At 43.3% G+C, this 20,793-nt stretch carries 20 protein-coding genes; 1 reads left to right on the forward strand and 19 read right to left on the reverse strand.

Features of this window, described 5'->3' with window-relative positions:
• Nucleotides 1-110 precede the first annotated feature (110 nt).
• The 3 genes from A8709_RS34950 to A8709_RS17700 all read right to left on the reverse strand — a co-directional run bounded on the left by A8709_RS34950 (nucleotide 111) and on the right by A8709_RS17700 (nucleotide 1,772).
• Nucleotides 111-551: a hypothetical protein gene (locus A8709_RS34950; protein WP_065853681.1), complete on the reverse strand. Its 441-nt coding sequence runs from the start codon at nucleotides 549-551 to the stop codon at nucleotides 111-113.
• Between the two features lie 236 nt (nucleotides 552-787).
• Nucleotides 788-895, reverse strand: coding sequence for a sporulation protein YjcZ (gene yjcZ / locus A8709_RS35190; RefSeq protein ID WP_084225084.1), 108 nt, complete (start codon nucleotides 893-895; stop codon nucleotides 788-790).
• Between the two features lie 214 nt (nucleotides 896-1,109).
• Nucleotides 1,110-1,772 (reverse strand): FusB/FusC family EF-G-binding protein, encoded by a 663-nt coding sequence (locus tag A8709_RS17700; RefSeq protein ID WP_065853682.1) that lies wholly within the window; start codon nucleotides 1,770-1,772, stop codon nucleotides 1,110-1,112.
• A gap of 335 nt (nucleotides 1,773-2,107) precedes the next feature.
• On the opposite strand from A8709_RS17700, the gene A8709_RS17705 reads away from it, so the two are divergent.
• Complete coding sequence (locus tag A8709_RS17705; protein ID WP_065853683.1) at nucleotides 2,108-3,871, forward strand: sulfatase family protein; 1,764 nt, start codon at nucleotides 2,108-2,110, stop codon at nucleotides 3,869-3,871.
• A 153-nt stretch (nucleotides 3,872-4,024) separates the two neighbouring features.
• On the opposite strand, the gene A8709_RS17710 is transcribed toward A8709_RS17705, so the two are convergent.
• The 16 genes from A8709_RS17710 to A8709_RS17780 form a co-directional block, all read right to left on the reverse strand.
• Nucleotides 4,025-4,789 carry an SDR family NAD(P)-dependent oxidoreductase gene (locus tag A8709_RS17710; protein WP_208607700.1) on the reverse strand — a complete coding sequence of 255 codons (765 nt, stop codon included), beginning with the start codon at nucleotides 4,787-4,789 and terminating at the stop codon, nucleotides 4,025-4,027.
• Between the two features lie 205 nt (nucleotides 4,790-4,994).
• Nucleotides 4,995-5,954 (reverse strand): D-2-hydroxyacid dehydrogenase family protein, encoded by a 960-nt coding sequence (locus A8709_RS17715; RefSeq protein WP_065853685.1) that lies wholly within the window; start codon nucleotides 5,952-5,954, stop codon nucleotides 4,995-4,997.
• A gap of 13 nt (nucleotides 5,955-5,967) precedes the next feature.
• Nucleotides 5,968-6,126 carry a hypothetical protein gene (locus A8709_RS34655; protein WP_167357118.1) on the reverse strand — a complete coding sequence of 53 codons (159 nt, stop codon included), beginning with the start codon at nucleotides 6,124-6,126 and terminating at the stop codon, nucleotides 5,968-5,970.
• Between the two features lie 18 nt (nucleotides 6,127-6,144).
• Nucleotides 6,145-7,647: a malate:quinone oxidoreductase gene (locus tag A8709_RS17720; protein ID WP_065853686.1), complete on the reverse strand. Its 1,503-nt coding sequence runs from the start codon at nucleotides 7,645-7,647 to the stop codon at nucleotides 6,145-6,147.
• Between the two features lie 326 nt (nucleotides 7,648-7,973).
• On the reverse strand, nucleotides 7,974-8,288 hold the full coding sequence (locus A8709_RS17725) for a DMT family transporter (protein ID WP_065853687.1): 315 nt from the start codon (nucleotides 8,286-8,288) through the stop codon (nucleotides 7,974-7,976).
• On the reverse strand, nucleotides 8,288-8,629 hold the full coding sequence (locus A8709_RS17730; protein WP_065853688.1) for a DMT family transporter: 342 nt from the start codon (nucleotides 8,627-8,629) through the stop codon (nucleotides 8,288-8,290). The genes A8709_RS17725 and A8709_RS17730 overlap by 1 nt, the downstream gene beginning before the upstream one ends.
• 22 nt (nucleotides 8,630-8,651) lie before the next feature.
• On the reverse strand, nucleotides 8,652-9,230 hold the full coding sequence (locus tag A8709_RS17735; RefSeq protein ID WP_065853689.1) for a TetR/AcrR family transcriptional regulator: 579 nt from the start codon (nucleotides 9,228-9,230) through the stop codon (nucleotides 8,652-8,654).
• A 205-nt stretch (nucleotides 9,231-9,435) separates the two neighbouring features.
• Nucleotides 9,436-9,813 (reverse strand): VOC family protein, encoded by a 378-nt coding sequence (locus A8709_RS17740; RefSeq protein ID WP_065853690.1) that lies wholly within the window; start codon nucleotides 9,811-9,813, stop codon nucleotides 9,436-9,438.
• A 117-nt stretch (nucleotides 9,814-9,930) separates the two neighbouring features.
• Nucleotides 9,931-11,988, reverse strand: a complete 2,058-nt coding sequence (locus A8709_RS17745; RefSeq protein WP_065853691.1) for a peptidoglycan D,D-transpeptidase FtsI family protein — start codon at nucleotides 11,986-11,988, stop codon at nucleotides 9,931-9,933.
• 162 nt (nucleotides 11,989-12,150) lie between these two features.
• A complete protein-coding gene (locus A8709_RS17750) occupies nucleotides 12,151-13,251 on the reverse strand; it encodes a Ger(x)C family spore germination protein (protein WP_065853692.1) in 1,101 nt (366 codons plus the stop codon).
• Nucleotides 13,248-14,351, reverse strand: a complete 1,104-nt coding sequence (locus A8709_RS17755) for a GerAB/ArcD/ProY family transporter (RefSeq protein WP_065853693.1) — start codon at nucleotides 14,349-14,351, stop codon at nucleotides 13,248-13,250. Before A8709_RS17755 ends, A8709_RS17750 begins: the two co-directional genes overlap by 4 nt.
• The gene (locus A8709_RS17760) at nucleotides 14,348-15,673 is read right to left on the reverse strand and encodes a spore germination protein (RefSeq protein ID WP_065853694.1); all 1,326 of its coding nucleotides are present in this window, start codon (nucleotides 15,671-15,673) and stop codon (nucleotides 14,348-14,350) included. The genes A8709_RS17755 and A8709_RS17760 overlap by 4 nt, the downstream gene beginning before the upstream one ends.
• Before the next feature lie 144 nt (nucleotides 15,674-15,817).
• On the reverse strand, nucleotides 15,818-16,795 hold the full coding sequence (locus A8709_RS17765; RefSeq protein ID WP_065853695.1) for an aldo/keto reductase: 978 nt from the start codon (nucleotides 16,793-16,795) through the stop codon (nucleotides 15,818-15,820).
• A 133-nt stretch (nucleotides 16,796-16,928) separates the two neighbouring features.
• A complete protein-coding gene (locus A8709_RS17770) occupies nucleotides 16,929-18,068 on the reverse strand; it encodes a toxic anion resistance protein (RefSeq protein WP_065853696.1) in 1,140 nt (379 codons plus the stop codon).
• Between the two features lie 33 nt (nucleotides 18,069-18,101).
• Nucleotides 18,102-19,787, reverse strand: coding sequence for a vWA domain-containing protein (locus A8709_RS17775; protein ID WP_065853697.1), 1,686 nt, complete (start codon nucleotides 19,785-19,787; stop codon nucleotides 18,102-18,104).
• Between the two features lie 10 nt (nucleotides 19,788-19,797).
• The gene (locus tag A8709_RS17780) at nucleotides 19,798-20,541 is read right to left on the reverse strand and encodes a hypothetical protein (protein WP_065853698.1); all 744 of its coding nucleotides are present in this window, start codon (nucleotides 20,539-20,541) and stop codon (nucleotides 19,798-19,800) included.
• Nucleotides 20,542-20,793 lie beyond the last annotated feature (252 nt).

The following is a 20,793-nucleotide window of genomic DNA, read 5'->3' on the forward strand; positions in this document are numbered from 1 at the left end:
CCTATGTATTATATCACTCTACTCTGAAAATTTAACCAAGCTGCTATATATATAAACATAAATGAAAAAAAAGCCCGCGATGTACGCCGACTTGTTCTAGTCCTGTATTGTCATATGCCAAAGCCGCTCATCAGAGGCATAATGAATTTAAGCATTCCCATACCTATTTTCATAAAACCACCCAAATTCCCGAATAAGCCTCCACCGCCGCTTCCTCCTAAACCACCCAGTAGTCCTCCCAAACCTCCTAAACCACCAGAGCCACCCGAACCCGAGTTGCCGAATAAGCCAGCTAGCCCACCTAGCCCACCCAAACTTGAAATGTTTGCTTTGCCCTTGGATGAACTTCTGCGGGGAGGTTTATTTCCTTTCACTCCTTCAAACAGAATATCTTGACCTTGGAGATCCCGAATAAAGCCATAGTAGACACTGCCATCCTTTAAACCTATAAGAACCGGTACTTTATCCATAACATCTTTAATTTGAGCTGTTGTTTGTGCAATTTTCACACGTTTCGATCGGCTTGTCGATTTGTACTTCATTTGCTTCATGTCACTCACACTTCCTCTCATCACACTTCTTCATTAATAAATCCACAGCCATAAGCTGTGGATTTAATTTAAAAAGATAATCTAATTCTACGAATTATATAGCAAAAGTCATTGTAATAATGACCAATAAAATAAAGAGAACCAGTATCGCCGCTGCGCTAGAACCTACACCTGCTTCATATCCCATAATAGACAATCACTCCTTTCATGTAATATCATCATGATTTGTCAATTCATTACCATACAAAAGCGCTGGTAATAATGACTAAAAGAATGAAGAGAACTAAGATAACTGCCGTACTTGAAACTCCACCACCATAACAACCTTCCGCAGCATAACCCATTCCATTCGCTCCCTTCTATTATCAGTTGGTCTATTGTATTGCAACGGCACTTGAAATGCATGGACAAATGACAGCTAATGTAAGCCTGTTTTAAAGTCTTAGCCTGAATTTGAATAATAAAAACGGCAGCCCGTATCGGCTGCCGTTTCATCATGATATTACATATTCGTTATTTTTAGACAAAAACTCTTTATGATCAGGCTTAGCGGCCTAATTATGGACCGACTAACACGCCATGAATGAATTTCTCCAATGTGTCGACATCTGTGATATTCTTGTTGCAAACCTCACTGTTAACGCACAAATAATTACCAATAGCTCTGTAATAATCTGGCGATGCCCCTGCTGGTTTCCACTTGGTCGTTGCCATGAATAATGCAACCTCCGCATGTCGATTACATACGAAGCATACACCTTTCTTATTCGTCGGCGTATACCTTCCTTCGATACCAATGAGCTTACCTTTGAGATCATAAACAATGAACATTTTATTCGCTGCCTGATCGGTCCATCCCAGATATGTCGCGAATCTATACGTGCTGCCCGTAAGATCGGGTAATTTCAATTTCTTATGCTTAGGAAATAATTTCTTCAACTGATTGTCCGACACCTGTGCATATTCCTCTGCTAAATAAGGCTCTAAGGCATGCATATAACGCTGAAAATCTGCTGACGTTTGCAACTGTTCCAGATTACTCAGCAATTGCTTTTGATCATCAGTTGCATCCGAAATTAATTCGTTTAGCTTGACCTCTGTATCGTTGCGAACTGCTTTGACGACTTTCGAATCGGAAACGGAGTTACACGTATTTTGTAACTGACCGATTTGTTTCTTAATTTCGTTGTAATGGTGGTTTCTAATGAATGGTTGATTCATAGCTTACAGCCCCTTATTTTAATTTCAAAATAAAATAAGCTGCAAAGCCTCATGCTTAGAAACGATTACATTTTCTCGGGCGATTACTACTCACGAATCACCCCATGCAAAGATCGCCCTAATGAAAGGCTCTGCATGAGTCGCTTCTTATTCCGGCAAATTGATTTGCCATATTTACCGCCTCCCTTACCCTTTTAAATTATATAGGAGGTTCTATGCTGTCTGCAAGTACATGTCACCATGGAGATTAAACCCAACACAACAATGATAATCAGCATGGCGATGACCTTCCCCGCATACATCTAGGTTTAAAATAGTTATTCGGGGGTGTATTCATGTTAAATAAACCGAACTTTCTACTCATCGTTGTTGATGAAGAGCGCTATCCTCCCAAGTATGAAAGCCCTGAGATTAGCACTTGGCGGCTCGCCAATCTTCCCGCCCACGAGAAATTACGTGCGAATAGCGTCGAACTTCACCGTCACTATATCGGAAGTGCTGCTTGCTGCCCAAGCCGGGCTACGATGTTTACCGGTCAATACCCGTCACTCCATGGTGTCTCACAAACGAACGGCATTGCAAAGAATGCTTTCGATTCTGATATGTTCTGGTTACCGCCGAATACAGTGCCAACAATGGGCAATTACTTTCGCGAAGCTGGATATCAAACCTATTACAAAGGGAAATGGCATATTTCATATGAAGACATCCTGGTGCCAGGAACGCATGATGATATGCCTAGCTATGATCCTAATACGGGGATACCAAATCCACAACGTGAACAGCTTTACTTGTCTGCTGACCCTCTAGATGCCTTCGGCTTTTCCTCTTGGATCGGTCCCGAACCGCATGGCCGTAATCCACGTAATTCTGCTTCATCTGCAGCTACAGGTTTAAGCGGCAGAGACATTGTATATAGTGCCGAGGCTGTTCAACTGATCGAAGCGTTGGATCATCAGAAAAGTGCCGACTCTGAAGCAAAGCCATGGCTCGTCGTCGCCTCATTTGTTAATCCGCATGATATCACCCTATATGGTACACTGACCGCCAATTTACCGAACATGTTTCATTTTGAAGTCGATCCCATGCCGGACGTCCCGCCACCTCCAACGATCGGCGAATTGCTGCATACTAAGCCGCGATGCCAGGCCAGCTACCGGGATACCTATCCAATCGCCATCCAGCCTATCGTGAATGCGGTGTTTTATCGAAAGCTTTATTATCAATTGCAAAAAAATGTCGATGCGCAAATCATGAAGGTTTTAGAAGCACTGGATCGTTCATCGTTTAGTGACGAGACCATTGTTATTTTCACATCAGATCACGGCGATTTACTTGGCGCTCACGGCAACCTGCACCAGAAAATGTACTGCGCCTACGAAGAAGTTCTGCACGTGCCATTCCTTATTCACAGCAAGACCCTCTTCCCGAAAAAGGTAAACTTTACAGAGCTTACCTCACATGTTGATCTAGTTCCTACAATGCTAGGACTCGCAGGTACAGATATTGCTGAGACTCAAAACCGGTTACAACGAAGCTTTAGCGAAGTCCGCCCCTTCGTTGGCCGTGATCTATCGCCATTCTTACTCGGCAACAGAGAGCATGGGGACGCCATCTTCCCCAGAGAACCGGTTTATTTCATGACGGATGACGAAATAACACGTGGCCAGCATCAATTCAACCCCTTAGGCAAACCTTACGCCTCTGTCGTCCAGCCCAACCACATAGAGACGATTATCACTGATATACCCGGACAGCCAGGCTTTCCTAATCAGCAATGGAAATTTACACGTTACTTTGACAACGATCAATTCTGGAGCGTACCGGGTGTACGGGATGTCACGCTTCAGCTTTTTGGGGATATATGCGCTGCTCCAAATCAAACAACTTCTCCCCCTTGTCAGGTTACCTGCAAAACCATCCCTGTTCCAGAGGAATTCGAATTGTACAACATAACCGATGATCCGTTGGAAACGATTAATCTCGCGCACCCTGCCTATGCTACGCCTCAGTTGGAGCACGTCCGAACATATATGGTACGCCTATTGGATGAGCAACGTAATCTGAAGAGATTGAAACCAAACCAAAATAGTTTTTGAAACGCCATAACTGAAAAATAAAGCACAACTCATGTTGGATGCTGAACTTGAAGAAAATTCAGAATTAATTGTCTTAAAAATAGTTCGAGTAAATGAAAAATAAAAACAACGCGTGCTGGAAGATGATCAGCACGCGTTGTTTCTTTTCAACTTTCACAAAAACATACCACCCGAAGCCTCAATTCGCTGCGCATTCACCCAACCTGTCTCAGGTGAGCAGAGTGCCGCGATGACGCATCCGATATCATCAGCTTCCCCAGTTCTACCCAACGCGGTTTGTCCCGCGATGAAGCCTTGCATCTCTTCGCTGTTTCTAAGTCGTCCACCGCCGAAATCTGTCGCAATGGCTCCTGGGGCGATCGTGTTGACGCGAATCCCTCTAGCGCCGAGTTCCTTCGCCATGTATTTGGTCAGCACTTCAACGGCGCCTTTCATCGCGGCATACGCAGCACTTCCGGCGATCGTGAAGCGCGTCAGTCCAGTAGAGACATTAATAATCGCGCCATGATCCGCCAAATGAGGCATCAACTTCTGCGTTAAGAAGAACACGCCTTTCACATGTACATTCATCAGATCGTCAAACTGTTCTTCCGTCGTATCGGCAATGGAAGCATAAAGACCGAAACCCGCATTATTAATTAGATAATCGAAGTCTTCTCGCTGCCAGTTTTGCTGAATTACGTTCAGAAGCTCGTCCTTGAATCCATCGAATGAAGCCGTACGACCGGCATCTAACTGAATAGCGACCGCTTTCCGTCCCAATGCCTCTACCTCTAGTACGAGTGATTCGGCCTGTGCTTGCTGACTATGATAAGTGATGATAACGTCGTTTCCTTTATGGGCTAGAGCAAGAGCTGCATTTCGTCCCAACCCTCGACTTCCTCCCGTTATTACTGCTAAATGTGGTTGTTGTTCCAAGATAACTCTCCTTTAAATTTCTGGTGTCACCAAATTCTCCAGCAGGTGCTCTACATAATGTACCACTTCGAGATTGCTCCAAGTCAAACCGGATTTTCAGCATGAAAAAAAACCAGACAAGTGGCTTCTACACCACCATGCCTGGCTTATTAGGGTTAAATAAAAACTTTGCAACTTAGACCTAACTCTAACTCCTACCTATCCATTAAGACAAAGTTCGTACCGGCGATCCGGAGAGAAAAGCTTCAATATCTTCAATCGCATCTCGATAAAAAGCTTCATAGTTCGCTCTCGATACATATCCGATATGCGGCGTCGTGAGAAGATTTGGAAGTGTTCGGTAGATATCGTCTTTCGGCAGCGGTTCCTGCTCGAAAACATCTACCGCGGCGCCAGCGATCCAGCCGTTCTGCAAAGCCTCCGCAAGCGCTGTCTGATTCACAATCGGAGCCCGAGACGTATTGATTAGATACGCTGAAGCGCGCATTCTTTTGAGTTCTTCGGCACCGATCAAGCCTCTCGTCCTGTCGCTCAAGACAAGATGAATGGACACAAAATCGCTTCTTTCAAGTAGCTCCTCTTTCGAATCGGCTAATCGCACACCAATTTCGTCAGCCCGTTCTTTGGTTAAATTCTCGCTCCATGCGATGACATCCATGCCGAACGCTTGACCAAATTTGGCAATTTTACTTCCCAATTTGCCAAGTCCTAGCACGCCAAGTGTCTTCCCATATAAATCGGTGCCAAGCGTGCTTTGCCACTGTCCATTACGTATCGCGTTGTGCTCCTGTACGATGTTACGAGCAAGCCCCAAAATTAACGACCACGTGAGTTCTGCCGTTGCATTACCTGCGCCTCCCGTTCCACATACGGTTATGCCTCGCGATGCTGCTGCGGCCGTGTCAATGGACGGATTGCGCATCCCTGTCGTAATTAATAGCTTCAGTTGAGGCAGTTGAGCGAGAAGCGATTCGCGGAAAGGGGTTCTTTCGCGCATGATCACGACAATGTCACAATCGGCGATTTGTTCGATCAATTCTTCCGGTTGATCGATATGCCGTTCAATACTTTTGACTTCCACCTTGTCACTTATCTGAGACCAATCCGCAATGTTTAATGCCACTTGCTGATAGTCATCTAAAATCGCACAGCGCAGCTTCTTCATGTATGTACCTCCATCAGATCACACGATCTATTTGACTTACCTTGCTCTTCATTTTCACACATAGGTTATACGTGTTGCAAATCTTCCGCTCACGCACCATATTGAAGCTGCCAGCCATGCCTGTCATCTCATAAAGAAAAAAGCCCACCTGATAAAAGCGGACTTGATTCAAGATGTACTATTGATTGAGCTAGTTACTAGAAACTAACTCTTTTCCATTGAGGCCAAGTGTCTCGGCCGTTGAAGTGTGGATTTCTTCCAGCAAATCTGGATTATTCATGAGTGATTTGCCAACAGACGGGATCATCTCTTTAATTTTCGGTTCCCACTCTTTCATGTGCTGCGGGAAGCATTTCTTAATCACTTCTAGCATGACATGAACAGCGGTTGATGCACCCGGCGACGCACCGAGTAAGGCTGCAATGGAGCCATCTGCGGAACTGATAACTTCTGTACCGAATTGAAGTGTACCTTTGCCGCCAGCTTCCGTATCCTTGATAACTTGTACACGTTGTCCAGCTACGACAAGATCCCAATCTTCTGTTTTTGCGCTCGGAATAAACTCACGTAACTCTTCCATACGTTTTTCTTTGGACAACATCACTTGCTCGACCAAATATTTCGTTAATGACATATTTTTGGCACCAGCCGATAACATCGTTACGAGGTTATTCGGTTTAACCGAAGTGACCAAGTCGAACATGGAACCCGTTTTGAGAAACTTAGGTGAGAAACCTGCAAATGGTCCAAACAACAACGATTTTTTGTTATCGATAAATCGAGTGTCAAGATGCGGTACGGACATTGGCGGAGCTCCAACCTTCGCTTTACCGTATACTTTTGCATGATGCTGTGCGACCACATCCGGATTATTACACACCATGAAAATCCCGCTTACTGGGAATCCACCAATGTGTTTTCCTTCAGGAATACCGGATTTTTGTAGTAAATGCAGACTACCGCCGCCGCCTCCAATAAAGACGAACTTGGCATTATGGCGTTCGATTGTACCGCGGTCCGTGCGTATTTTCAATTCCCACGATCCATCGTGAGCACGTTTAATGTTATCAACGCTATGCTTGTATTTAATATCGACATTTTTACTTTTGAGATGGTCAAACAATATACGCGTTAAAGCGCCAAAGTTAACATCTGTGCCGGTGTCGATTTTCGTTGCTGCTATGGATTCATTCATTGGACGGTCTTTAATAATAAGCGGGATCCATTCCATCAATTTGGCAGGATCATCTGAGAATTCCATCCCTTGAAACAACGGATTGTTAGTCATTGCTTCAAAACGTTTCTTTAGAAAAGCAACATTGTGTTCCCCTTGCACCATACTCATATGCGGTAATGGCATGATGAAGTCTTGTGGGTTATCAATCAACTTGTTATTGACAAGGTAAGACCAGAATTGCATGGAAAGCTGAAACTGTTCATTAATCTTGATCGCATTGCTGATATCTATAGATCCGTCAGGTTTTTCCACAGTATAATTAAGCTCGCAAAGTGCCGCGTGCCCTGTTCCTGCATTATTCCATTCGTTAGAACTTTCTTCACCAGCATTTTCGAGCTTCTCAAACACAGTAATTTCCCAATCCGGTACTAATTCTTTCAGAATTGTCCCTAACGTCGCACTCATGATTCCGGCACCAATTAAGATGACATCTGTTTTAGTTTCTCTGTTGCTCATTTTTACCGTCCTTATCCCCTAAGATTTGCAGAAAGGATGTAGGCGTTCCTGCTTAGACGCTACATCAAGTCAAGGTACGACCTTGTCACACACCTTTTCTGGATCAGTTTATTCCTTTAGATTAAAATATTTATTTACTATTATATGATAGTTATAAGGTATTCGACAAGAAGTGAGGCGTGTATAATTAAAGTCTTCCCCAATTTTATGAAGATCCTGCAAAGACGCCTATTTAAAAAAGTTATTTATGACTATTTATGGGAATTAAAATGAATAAAAGCCAACTACGAATGAATTCGTTTTTGGCTTTTACTTGTTCATCTACATCACGACATTAATTTCAGTCCAACCGCTGCACTTAACACCATTGCGATGAACATGATCCGTTTCCAGTCTCTGGATTCTCCATAGAACAGCATCCCGACAAGAGCGCCGCCCACTGTTCCGATCCCCGTCCAGACCGCATAAGACGTACCCATCGGCAGGGTTTTCATCGCTTGACTTAAACATCCAAAACTCATGATGATGCCAACGATGAAAATACAAAAGGATCGAACGGTTTTGGCTTTATTAATTTGGTTCATACCCACGACACCAACAACTTCGAACATGCCCGCAAACGTCAGAAAAATCCACCCCATTAGGCTGCAGCTCCTTTCTGATCTTGCTCTTTGGTTACAAATTTAAGTCCAAATACGCCGGATAGAAGCAATAAAATAAGGAATACTTTAAGCATGCGGAAAGGTTCTCCGAAGAGCAGCATCTCCACTAATACCGTGCCGGCCGTCCCCATGCCTGTGAAGACTGCATACACAGTACCTACAGGAAGTTTGGTAGATGCGCTAATTACGAGATGAAAAGAAATATACATAGCGATGATCGTGCCTATCCACATGAGCGTGGTATCCGCATGCTTCAGACCTGTAACCCACATCACTTCAAAAATAACACCAATAAAAATATAAACCCAATTGCGATTCATGTGTCAGTTCCCCCTTGCTGATTTACGCTTGAATGCCTCGCCAAAATACGAACCACGAAGCTTCAAGTCTTTTGAGTGATCGATCCGATCCTCCGAATAATAACTCGACAAACATCCCATCCAGGACAGCAAGAAAAGCTACTGCCGCCGTATCACTGCTGACATCCTTATTGATACTTCCTGCTGAAATGGCCTGTTCAAATAAAGGAATTAACATCGCTTCGATCGTATCCAAATACGCGTATCCTTGTTTAACAATCTCATCATAGAGATGAGAAGGCGGGAAAAAGGCAACCCGTAAGAAAAACTTGGTATTATCGTCCTGCTCATAGCAATCTTTATACTGGATTAGAAAACGGTACAAAAGCTTATCTATCGAAAGATCTTTATGGCGATCCAGATAATCAACAACAAAATTCAATTCCTTCTTCTGTACATCGTCAAAAAGAGCTAGGAAAAGTTCATCTTTCCCTTTGAAATGTGTATAAATGGATTGTTTTTTGATGCCTACTTCAGCTGCGATATCTGCAAGCGACGCTCCTTCATAACCGTTTAAGGCAAATTGCGTGAGGGCGACTTCTTTGATCCGAGATGCTGTCATTCATTCCTCTTCCCTTCCGAACGTTCGTCAGGATGATTGTATCACGTTCTCAACCTTAGGGCAACCCGCTTCACTAGCTAACAACGAAATGACTTCTGTCCGAAAATAGAAAAAGACTCCCCACCGTCCTGCCAGAAGGCAAGTTAGTAAGCAGTCTTATTATTTACCTTATTTATCTTGGATAAATCGATATTGTTAAATTGCGTTATTTCTTTTCCAAAATAGCGAAGTAATTGCCTTCATTATCTGCAAAATTGAACACTCGTCCAGTAGGCATCGTAACAAGTTCTCCTACCGTGATTCCCTTGTTTTTGAAGTCTTGATACAGTCTGTCCAAGTCATCCGAGAAAAACAATAATGATGGGGTACCAAGATTCAAGGAAGGCTCCATTTTCGCTATGAAATCCTTATTATGGAGAACAATACTCGTTTGTGCTTCTTTCGTTGGCGCGATTTCAATCCAACGCATGTGCTCGTTTTTTTCCTCAGAAACTAAGGTAAACCCTGCCTTCTCGGTCCAAAAACTCAAAGACGCATCTTGATCATTCACGTATAACATAACTTGACCTAGTTTAGTAATCATTTGCCAATCTCCTATTCGTGTGTGTTCACATACGATCCATTTGCAAAACGAAACACCTTATGTTTCAGGTAACAATCTTATTGTACAAAATTTGACAGTACAGTACAACTCTCCCCTTTACCATGCATTTTTCCCACCACCTAATTTGGTAAGGATCCCATCATTCGCTTCATCATAGGCTTGAAAAATCCGAGCAGCAATTGGAGAGGCACCATATCGGCCGAAGCCACCTTCGGGAACGACCACGGCGACTGCTAATTTCGGATGTTCAACTGGAGCAAATGCAATGAAAACCGCATTATCCACTCTACCACCCGCGACATCCTGCGTCGAAGTACCGGTCTTCCTTGCTACGTTGTAGGGAAGCTCGTCAATCCCTTCTGCCCCGCTCTTCATCCCATGAATAATTGTGTTCCAATCATCCTTATCGAATAAGGCGGATGAATCTTCAAGAACCTCCGGTTCGAATTTGGTAATGAGTTCCCCTTCATAACTTCTAATTTCATCCACAAGCAAGGGTTTCATCCGTTTTCCCTTACTGGCCAGTGTGGCGGCAAATTGTGCGAGTTGCAGCGTTGTTGTTTTCTCATTTTGCCCCCATGAGGCATACACCATGGCAGATTGGTAGCTGTCATTTCGCGCATTGACGATAAAGTCGTTAGATCCCGCATATTCATTGGGAAGCCCGCTCCCTGTTTTGACACCAATACCGAACCTGCCTAAATACTCTGCCCACTTCTTAGTTACCGCAGGGTTCTCTCCTCCATATTTGGAGTAAAAGGGTAACCCGACACGTGCTGACATAAACGTATTAGATGAGTGCGCAATCGCATCTGCTGCATCAATCGGTCCGTAGGCCGTTTTTCCTGAGTTAGATATGGAGGTTTCATTTTTTCCAAAACTGAATGTACCCGTGTCATTGTATGTCTCTATGGGTCCATAGAACTTCTCTTTTAAACCAATGAGTACAGATAAAGGCTTAATTGTAGAGCCCATGAATACGATCGATGAAGGATGCTTGGCCATCTCTTTGGCAGAGGGATACTTGGATGTAGCTGTCTTAATGGTGCCATTCGGTATAAAAGGTTGAATATTTTGATAGGTGTCGGTTGATATGCCTCCGGTCCATACATTGGCGTCATAATCCGGGTAGTTGGCCATCGTTATCACCCTCCCCGTATCGACTTCCATGGCAACTGCAAATCCAGATGAGGCATTCATGCCAGCGCTTAAAAATTGGTCATTGGCATGAGATGGGGAACGCAAATACTGGATCTGATCTGCAATAACTTTCTCCGTCGTCTTTTGAATATCTTTATGGATCGTCAAAAATAGATTATGCCCTTTCGTAGGCTTCAAGGTAGTGGCCTTACCAATGATTTTCATAGCAGCATTTACAGGATAGATGCGTGTTCCGTTCGTGCCGCGGAGATCATCTTGATACATGCGTTCTATACCGTCAAACCCAACATTCTCATCGAGAAGATATTCTTTTTTATCAGGATGATCTTTGTACATGGTTTGTGCAGTTTCCGTGGAAAATTTATTCAAATAACCGATAAGCTGTGTCGCAATCGTGGTTTTGCCGTCATCATCCAACTCGTATGTGCGAATACTTTCTTCGGTCACTTCCAGCCATTTGAATTCGTCGCGATGTTCCAGAATATATGCGATTTCTTCTTTCGATAAATCCGATTTTATTTTGCGGGGGACCGCATTATAGTTAGGTTCTTTCGTTTCCTTCTGAGTGATGTCATATCCAACGTCCATCGCTAAGACAATTTCAGCAGCGGAAAGCTTCTTCACATCTTTTTTACCATAGCTATCAAATACCTTTTGTAATTTATACGCTAGCTCGATTACATCATTTTTATTACGCTGAGAAGGCTCGATACGGAAAAATAAGGTCTGAACCGGAATGGAATAGGCAAGGGGTGACTTCGTTGAATCGTAAATATTTCCGCGAATGGGGGCAATTTTGTTCGATTGATTCGTATTGGTATTCTCTTCGGCTTTAAGATTTTTGGATTGCACGAATTGCAGCATCGCTAATCGAACGATTAATGCAGAAAAAAGTATAAACGTAACAAAGAAAAACACATTAATCCGGAAAGAGAAATTCCGCCTTTGATTTATTTCTTTATTCTTCGGATCATCCATAATGGGAAGCTTCATAACGGGTCAAAACCTTTCTTTCTTTTTTACTTTTGTATGAATCTATCACATTATACCATAATATGGAATTTAATATAGAGAAATAATCGTATTCATTCTATATATTAAAGAAAAAGACCATCCACTCGATAGTGGACGGTCCCTTGTAGGTTTTAAGCAAGTCTAATTCAACAACCCATGATTTTCAATTCGAACATCCATATGCGCACGAATGCGGATATCAGGATATGCTTTGCTCCATTCTAGCGTCCTCCAAAGCTTAGGGTGATGCGCTTTCAAAAAGCGCCCAATCCCCAGCGCATCACAATTAGCTTCTTGGAGCTTATGAATCGTTTCTTCTGCACGTTTCGTTAGTATGGCTTCGAGTTCTCGTGTCATTTCCTTCATGATCGATTCTTCTAATCGAATACCAGATGGATTATCAATCAACTCGCAATGCATGGTTGTATATATATCGGCTTGAATGGGTGCTGCTGTGTTAAGTTTAAGCGAATGCTTTGATGTGATGTACGTAAATGTCATAAAACTGTGATTCGGACCAATTGGCTCCGTAAGCGTACCGTATGACTTTTTATTCTTCAGCAAAACATACGTTCTGGTATGCAATTCATCCAAACGACCCGTCATGCGTTCACTATGGAAAAGCGCTAGACCCTCAATTTTCGCCCGATTGCGGATTGTTGATGGCGTTAGATAGGGTAACACATTGTCAATACCTTTCGCGAACATGACCGGAGCAATTAGATATGGTGATTCTTTGGGGAGTAACCCCTCCTCCTCACCACTTTTGAGTAAATCATATAAATATTCGCTAATTAATGAACGGTCCTCCACATCAAGCTGGACGACTTTTTGTGTGGGCTGTTCGGTAACGGCTATATAAACATTAATAGGAAATTGAGCCTCTCTATAAAAGAAATCCAATCCTTCATATAAATTTTTCTCAGCAAACGCTCGGTTGACTAGTAGGATGCGAGTTTCTCTCAAATCCATATGCTGGGACACAATTTTTTGTAAATTCATATTAGCTTCCTGCACGCTGCGCCCTACTTCGCTGACTTTCGGTGTAATGACAGTACCTTGGGATTCAAATGAAGTCTTAACGGTAGGTATCGAAACGGATAACCGAACCTTATTATCCTCAAGCAAGTCGATACCTGCGGTATGCACCATCCGTATATTTTTGAGCTCTCTCTGATCCCAGCAACCGCAAAGAGACCAACAAAGAAGGAGCATCATTAAAGGTAAAGGAAGCTTTCTCATGATTGCTCTGCTCCCTTCGTGCCTCTCATTTTAAGTATCAAGAGTAACCCTGCTATACAAATAAAAGACACAACGCCAACCCAGAAGTCAAAATAGTGATGTAGGAGATCTAGCTGACTTGCACTCCAGCTCCAAATACCCGCGATGAAGAATAGGCTGCCGCATCCGATGGTAAGCCAAAGCGGTGTCTCCTCCTTCTTTTTCAAAATCGCTGCAAGGGACGAAACGAACAAAATAAAATAAGAGCAAAACGACATTACAACAAAGAGGATCCAGAGCGAGATAATGATGAGATCCATTCTTTCAATAATATTGAACGAAATCGCCTTCATTTGATACAGCAAGGGTTCTCGAATATTGGAAATCATATCGGGGCCGAGCAATGCCGTGGAAGAAAACACGCTAAATGAATAAAACAGCATGGTTGTTCCATTACTATACAGCGCTATTCGCAACACCTTCTTGGCATCCATATGGTTCACATAGCGGGGCAAAATTAGCATGAATTCTATGCCTGCTAATGCCCATAGTACAATTATTGATCCTTTGAACATATTCAATGGCCCTCTGTCAATGAGTGGTAACAAATTCTCCATGCTCCAGTCCTTGTACGAATAAGCCGTAAAAATGACAAGTACGGGTACAAAGCATGTCGTCAGCACAGCAAATCTCGCATAAACAGTCACTGGCTTAAGGATTAAATAAATACAAACTGAAATAAAAATAAGTAACAGAACAGTTCTCGGGGTTCGCTCATAGGCCCATAAATGCGTCGTGTAGAGCCAGTTCAACAAAATCACATACGCGATAATTGCGTAAAAGCAGGCTAAGCTGGCTAGAAGAAGACGACCAAAAACACCGCCTAGACGCTGCATCAGCATGTGAAATACGTTGGAATTCGGTGCCTTGGATGCCAACAGACAGACCAGATAAACGAAAAGACAATTGATCACGCCACCGGCCAAACAGGAAATCCATGCACTACCGCCTGATTCCTCATTGATATCACCAGCGATCGAAATGACTGCTGAGCCGATCTGCGCCTGCGTTAAAATGCAGTACAACTGAATAGGTCCGATGCGTAGAGCTCCCTTTGTCATTTGGATTTACTCCTTACAGGCATGCAATAAGGCACACCGAATGGCTCTAATGTGAAAAAGTGAATTAATATGGCAATCGTAACGAACATGATGCCGTAAAATCCCATGACTGTAGCGCCTATGAGCAGCAAGACTTGAATGCCTAACGTAGATACACGCATCTGATACGTAGGAATCATAAAGGAACCGATCATTGATAGAGAGACAATGACGATGAATACGTTCGAAACAAACCCGATTTTGACAAGCGATTCACTAATGATAATTCCCCCCGTAACACCGACCATTTGAGCCAATTGCGAGGGTAATCGAATTGTTGCTTCAGCAATCAATTGGAATATGAGGATCATAATAATTGCTTCGATAATCGGTGGATAGGGAACGTTCTCCAGTGAACTCTTGATGTTAATTGTCATCTTTGCCGGCAATATTTCATGATGAAACGTCGTTGTAGCTATATATAAGCTGCAAATGTATAAACTGAGAAATAACCCGACCGCCCTTAAGCTTTGAAGCAGCCAAGCTGTTCCAAACCCCAGTAATATCGCATCGGCTGATTTCAGGAAGGTATAGAAAGAAGCTGGCACGATTAAGCATGTCGAGCTTTGGTCGCAAAGTATCGCGACCCTCCCCTGTAATAAAAGGCTGGTTGCAATATCGATTCTCTCTGTTCCGAAAACTTGCGGGAAGATCGATTTTTGAGCAGTCAGTTGCTTTTGGAGTTTACCTGGATGAACTTCCAACGATGATTTAAATGCAGATAATCGGCTAATGGTTTCTTGAACGATCTGATCCTCAGCGATGCCATCGACCCAAACGATCGCTACTTTATGAGTTCCTTGTTTGCCAACAGAAAGATAGCTTACTTGGAAACTTTTCACAGAGGCACGAATTCGAATCAAATTCAAATTTACAGTTAAATGTTCAACGAAACCGGCTCGCTCTCCGACAATGGATAATTCATTAGCTGGCTCTTGTATCGAACGTACGTTCGAAAGTTCAGCATTAAACGCAAACAGATCTTCCGAATGATCGAAGCCAATTAGTCCCTTTCCTTGCATTAATGCATGTATCCCATCTAGAGAAGTGCTTATGAGGTCATTATTTGCCGCTGTTAGCAGTTGGTTTACTTCTAAGTTGGGATAGGCACTTGAATTTGTCTGAAACCATTGTTTAAAAACGCTTACTTCTAGTTTCTCCTTATCACACAACGTTTCAATATACATCAATTGGGCTTGAGCACCATGAAGCTCAAACGGTCTAATGATCAAATCATCCGTATGAAGTAATTCCTTTTGAATTTGCTCCAGCAGCTTATGCATGGCTCGACCTCCCCCTTAGATGTATTATTGGAATTATACCCGTATTGAGGAATTTTATGTAAATATGACTTGTAGTATCTCTACTTGTCAGCCAAAAGAAAAAGCCCGCCAAAGAAATGGCGGGCCAACGAATAGATTAACTATCTAAGAGCCTTGGATTACGCTGCGAACAAAGGCAACTTCCTCGGCATCCAACGGATTACCCGCTCCTTGTGCGTTGGATTCCACTTGCTTCGCGTTCTTGAACCCTGGAATCACGCATGCGTTCGGAGATTGCGCTAGTGCGAATTGAATCGCCACGCGTACTAAATCTTGCACGTCCATACCGAATCGTTCTTTGATTGGAATGAGCTTCTCACGGATTTCCAACAATCGTTCCTTCGTATAGGACAAATTGGAAGCCCGAACATCCCCTTCTCCGAACTTCGGCGGATTCTCTGGATCGAACTTATCAAGCAGTAGGCCCTGCGCTAGAGGACCAAACAATACGATACCGAGATTCTGTTCATCTGCCCACTGGAACAAATTCGTATCTGGCTGATCGAACTGATTCCCGAATGCATTGTAATGGAATTGCAGCACATCAGGACGTGTAACTGGGGATACTCGCATAAAGTCACCATAGCTATAGCCGGATTGCCCGATAACTCGCACTTTACCTTCTTTTTGCAATTGACGCATCATATCGGCGGCTTCTTCTAAATAAAGATCGCTCGGTCCGAAATTCGTGTTATGAAAATAGTGAAGATCTACATAATCCGTGCCTAAATTCAATAACGTCTGCTCTAACTGATGACGAATATGGAGCGGCTGCATCGCGTTCGGAGCTGTGCCGCGGAACCAACCGACTTTGGAAGCAAGAACGACTTTGTCGCGCGGAATCTCCTTGATAAAACGTCCTAGAACGCGTTCCGAATGACCGTCACCGTATACATCCGCTGTATCAAAGTGATTAATCCCTAACTCGAACGCCCGATGCAATCCATCAAGTGACTCGTTGTCATTATTACCTGACCAACCAACAGCCTCGCCGTCGCGCCACGAGGGTCCGCCAATCGCCCAGCAGCCTAAACTTACTTCGCTCACACGCAACCCTGAACGACCCAGTACACGGTATTCCACAGCATCTGCTCCCTTTATATCGATTCATATTTCTAACTGAAATATATCTAAAAAGAGAGCAACTTGGAAGTACGCACAATATGTTTATCTACTTTCTTTTATGTAACTACCTCTTCCCACAGCTCACAAGGAATTACATCCCAATGGCATTCCCCTTTTCTAGACGTAAAATTTGTTGTTCACCGGATTCAGCAAGTTCACGGAATTGGGCAATGGTTTCGCGCATTTTCGGCAAAGCATCTTGCTTATAGGTACTAATCGCGTGTAAGGCTTCAAAACTATCTGCGAATGCTTTCCTTAGCGACTCTGCAGAAATATTGGACTCGATCGCGCCCTTTTGAATCTCTACCCCTTGTTGTTTCAACATTTGACCCGTATGTTCAATGAACGTATTCGTGGTCGCATTCAACGCTGTGAGTTGTTTCAGCACAACTCTTTGATTGGCTAAGGCACTTGCAGCCGTAACTGCGACGCGTAATGCGGCAACAGATACCGTACACGCGCGGTCTACACCGCGAATCAGTTCCTTATTGTTGCGGATGACGACCTCGAAAGTGATGAAGCCCTGCTGATTGACCGCCATCATTGCTTGCATATCCATCGTCCGCTGACGGAGCGGGAATAACACTTCCTCCGTAATGAATTGAATTTTCTCCCGATCCTCATTCTGTGATTTGGCAATCGCGATCTGGGTTTCAATGGATTCGTCCATGAAGGTGATGAGTTGGATCTCTTTGCGGAGTTTTTTGGTGAGCTCCCGCAGCGCGTGCTGCTCAATAAGCAGCGTAGTATTATCGTCCTTCAGTCCGACCTTCCCTTTCGTTAGCATTTCAATGATATTCGCAATCACAGCATCTGCTTTCTCATATTGCAGGAAGTATGCTCGCAGGGGATTAAATAACTTACCCAAAAACCCACGCTTTACGAAATCGATCCCACTCGGATCGAGATCTTTCATTTGCAGCTGTAGTTCTCCAAGTCCTTTGGCAACTACACCGCCTTCATCACCAGACTTAGATAATTTACCAACGGTTACTTGGAGTAATGCGTTTTTCTGTGAGGATGCCTTCATTGTTTCCAAGCCAAAGTTTTCAACCGTGTTTAGAATATTTTTCCTTTTCTCTAGCGAGTCGAGATCTAATGCCATAATGGTTTGAACGTTCTGTTCGGCCTGCGTTTTCAGTTTAACAAGTTCATCTGGAATCGGTTTTACTTGTTCCTCAACAACAGCCTTGAGTACGTCTTCACTAGCTACTTCCATCGAAAATGACATGCGCAATCCTCCTCAGTTCATGATAAGTTTCACTTACATTTGAACGTTAAACAGGTTGCTGATTTTATATACGACATCATCGGTGTCTGCATTGATACTGGCTGCCTCATTGATGCTCGAAATACTTTGAAGGGCCTGAATGTCAGCATTGTAACCAATCGTGTAGATCGGGATATTATAATTTTCTATTAGTCCTCTAATATCTTTCAAAGAATTACCTGCATTCGTTTCCCCATCACTCAATACGAAGATAAGGGGTTTCACATTGGGATCCGTAGCCATGTAATCCTGCAGCATTTTCGTAGCGACCACGATGGCATCAAATGTTGCTGTTCCTCCACCTGCTTGGAGACTGTTAACTGTCCCCACAAACAGGGATTGCTGATTCGTATCGTATTTGGCAATAGGAAGATTAATGGTCACGGTGTTGGCATAAGAGACAAGTCCAATTCTATTTTCTTTGCCTAGATACTTCTGGCCTTTGAGCAGCGATTCTTTCAGTCGATTAAGGGGTTTGCCATCCATACTGCCTGATACGTCCGTTACAAAAACAGCAGCGATCGGTTTACTGCCATTCTTCTTTTCTTTCCATACCTTCTGTGCGGAGGACAGTGTATTCCCATCGATTGCACGCAGTTCCGTTTTGTAATCTTCGAGCCCATTAAACCCCTTATCTTTGGCTGCTTGCTGATATTTCGGTTGTGAAACAAATTCAGCAAATTTGCGAATCACATCCAGTTTAGCTGACGGTAGATCACCAATAGCGTAGAGCGGGCTATCATGTCTGTATCCAAAAGGCGTAAAGACATAATCATTTTTAAGATCCGCCGCGTTCTGAAATGTTTGGTACTCTAAGACGAAGCCATCCAGCATCCCAGACTTGGCAGCATCGCGCATTTGCAGCGTTGTCGACGCGATAAAGGGGACGTTGTTCTGAAATTGCTCAAATCCTTGAATCGCCTTCTCACTGATTGGATTTGCACTATCGAATGTAGCAAGCGCAGTTACAAGGAAATTAAGCCCGGTGGAACTGGCAAACGGATCTGTATACCCCATGGCAAACTCGTTATTCGCGATAGCTTCGGTTACGGTCTTGACGTTGATCGACCCGTATTTCGAAACGAGGGCATCATATTTCTTCTTGGAAATCACGATCCCTGGCACATTGCCAACAAGGCGATTCGTGACTAATTGCGTCTTCACACCGCTCGCCTTAACCATTTCTCCCCAAAGCTCATTGGACGGAGTGAAAGCATCAGGCATATATTTACCTGACTTGATATAATCCGTTGCGGTACCCGATGCGATATTCCGGATCTTGACCGAAGCGGGTCTACCATTGACTTGCAATTGTGCTTTGTTAAAATCATTCGCCGCATCGGTTAGCCAGCCATCAACGCCAGTACCTGATTTCTCTGTTGAGGAGAAAATTTCAACAAAATTATCGGAGGTATTATTCACGGTAAGTGGGAATTTCGAAATATCAGGCAATGAGGAAGCGACATCAGCCGGATCGATATCAATCTGTCCTTTAACTGGCGTTCCGTTCACAACGTTGATTTTACTGTAAATTTTGTTCAATTGTTTAGCAGCATCTTCCGCTGTAACTTGAGATTGGGATTTGCCCAAATTCGCTGTTAAGGAGATCCCTCCATACACGGCGATAAACACAATCACGACGATAAGGCAAGAAATAAAGAAGAACTTCGTCTTGTTCATTTTTTCACCCCTACTGTTTGTAGTATTGTGTTTGCTTAATCAAAGCATCAATCTCTAGCATGCATGGCATCTGCTCAATATCACTCATTTCCAAACTATCCAGACGTGAAATTTCTAGAAGCAACCGATCCAGTTTGAGCAAAATTTCTTCATTCATATGTAAGGCGTTCTTTACAAATGTTATGTACTCGTTATAAAGCATCGTCTTCTCTTGAATGAGTTGCGAGGAATACGAGCTATTCTTCTGTTTCATCACACTTTTGAATTCTGCTTCGTCGAACACATTCAGACGGTTTAAGATACTACGTATATTGAGAAAAAATAACTTATCTACCTCTTGGGTGGTTTTAGCAAATTTAAGGTATGTCATGCCATTGGGTTCAAATCGCTGTTTGAGGACATGGAACATGGTCTCTTGCTTTTTGTTCATTCGCTCAATTTGATGCAAAGCTAGTGCAATTTCCTTTTCCAAGGATTTGATTCCTTTGCATTGTTTCAAGGCATGCTCATACTCTTCCGGGCTCTTAATTTGTTTCAAAGGGATCCGAATGGTTCTTTTCATTAGCACAGTATACATGCCGAAGAATAAGACCAGCGTACTCGCTAGTAAAATAGACACCGCCATTGCCGTATGCAAGGCATTATCGCCTATCCTGATCCCCACCAAGCCAGGTGAAAGCATAGCGATATCGAAAACAACAACGCCCATCGTTATCAAAACCACTTTGATCAACTTGTTAGTTTGCACACTCATAAGGAGCCTCTCCTCTCTTGTAAAATGATTTTAGTGAAAAAAGCGCCGGGTCATTAATCCCGCCGCAAAGTGTCATTTTCATATAGAGAACCGAGTCGTTGGATGCGATGAAAGGCGGTATAACAGCCATTTGTTTATGGCTTTCTTCAAGTTTATGTGCGACATTCCCAAAAGTGACCGTGCTTATAGGACTTATGAGGTAAAAAAATAGACCCAATGCCAACGGCAAAGGGTCCTTACATAATTAATGGC

Origin of the sequence: Paenibacillus pectinilyticus, from assembly GCF_001700435.1 — a bacterium.
Lineage (GTDB): Bacteria > Bacillota > Bacilli > Paenibacillales > NBRC-103111 > Paenibacillus_E > Paenibacillus_E pectinilyticus.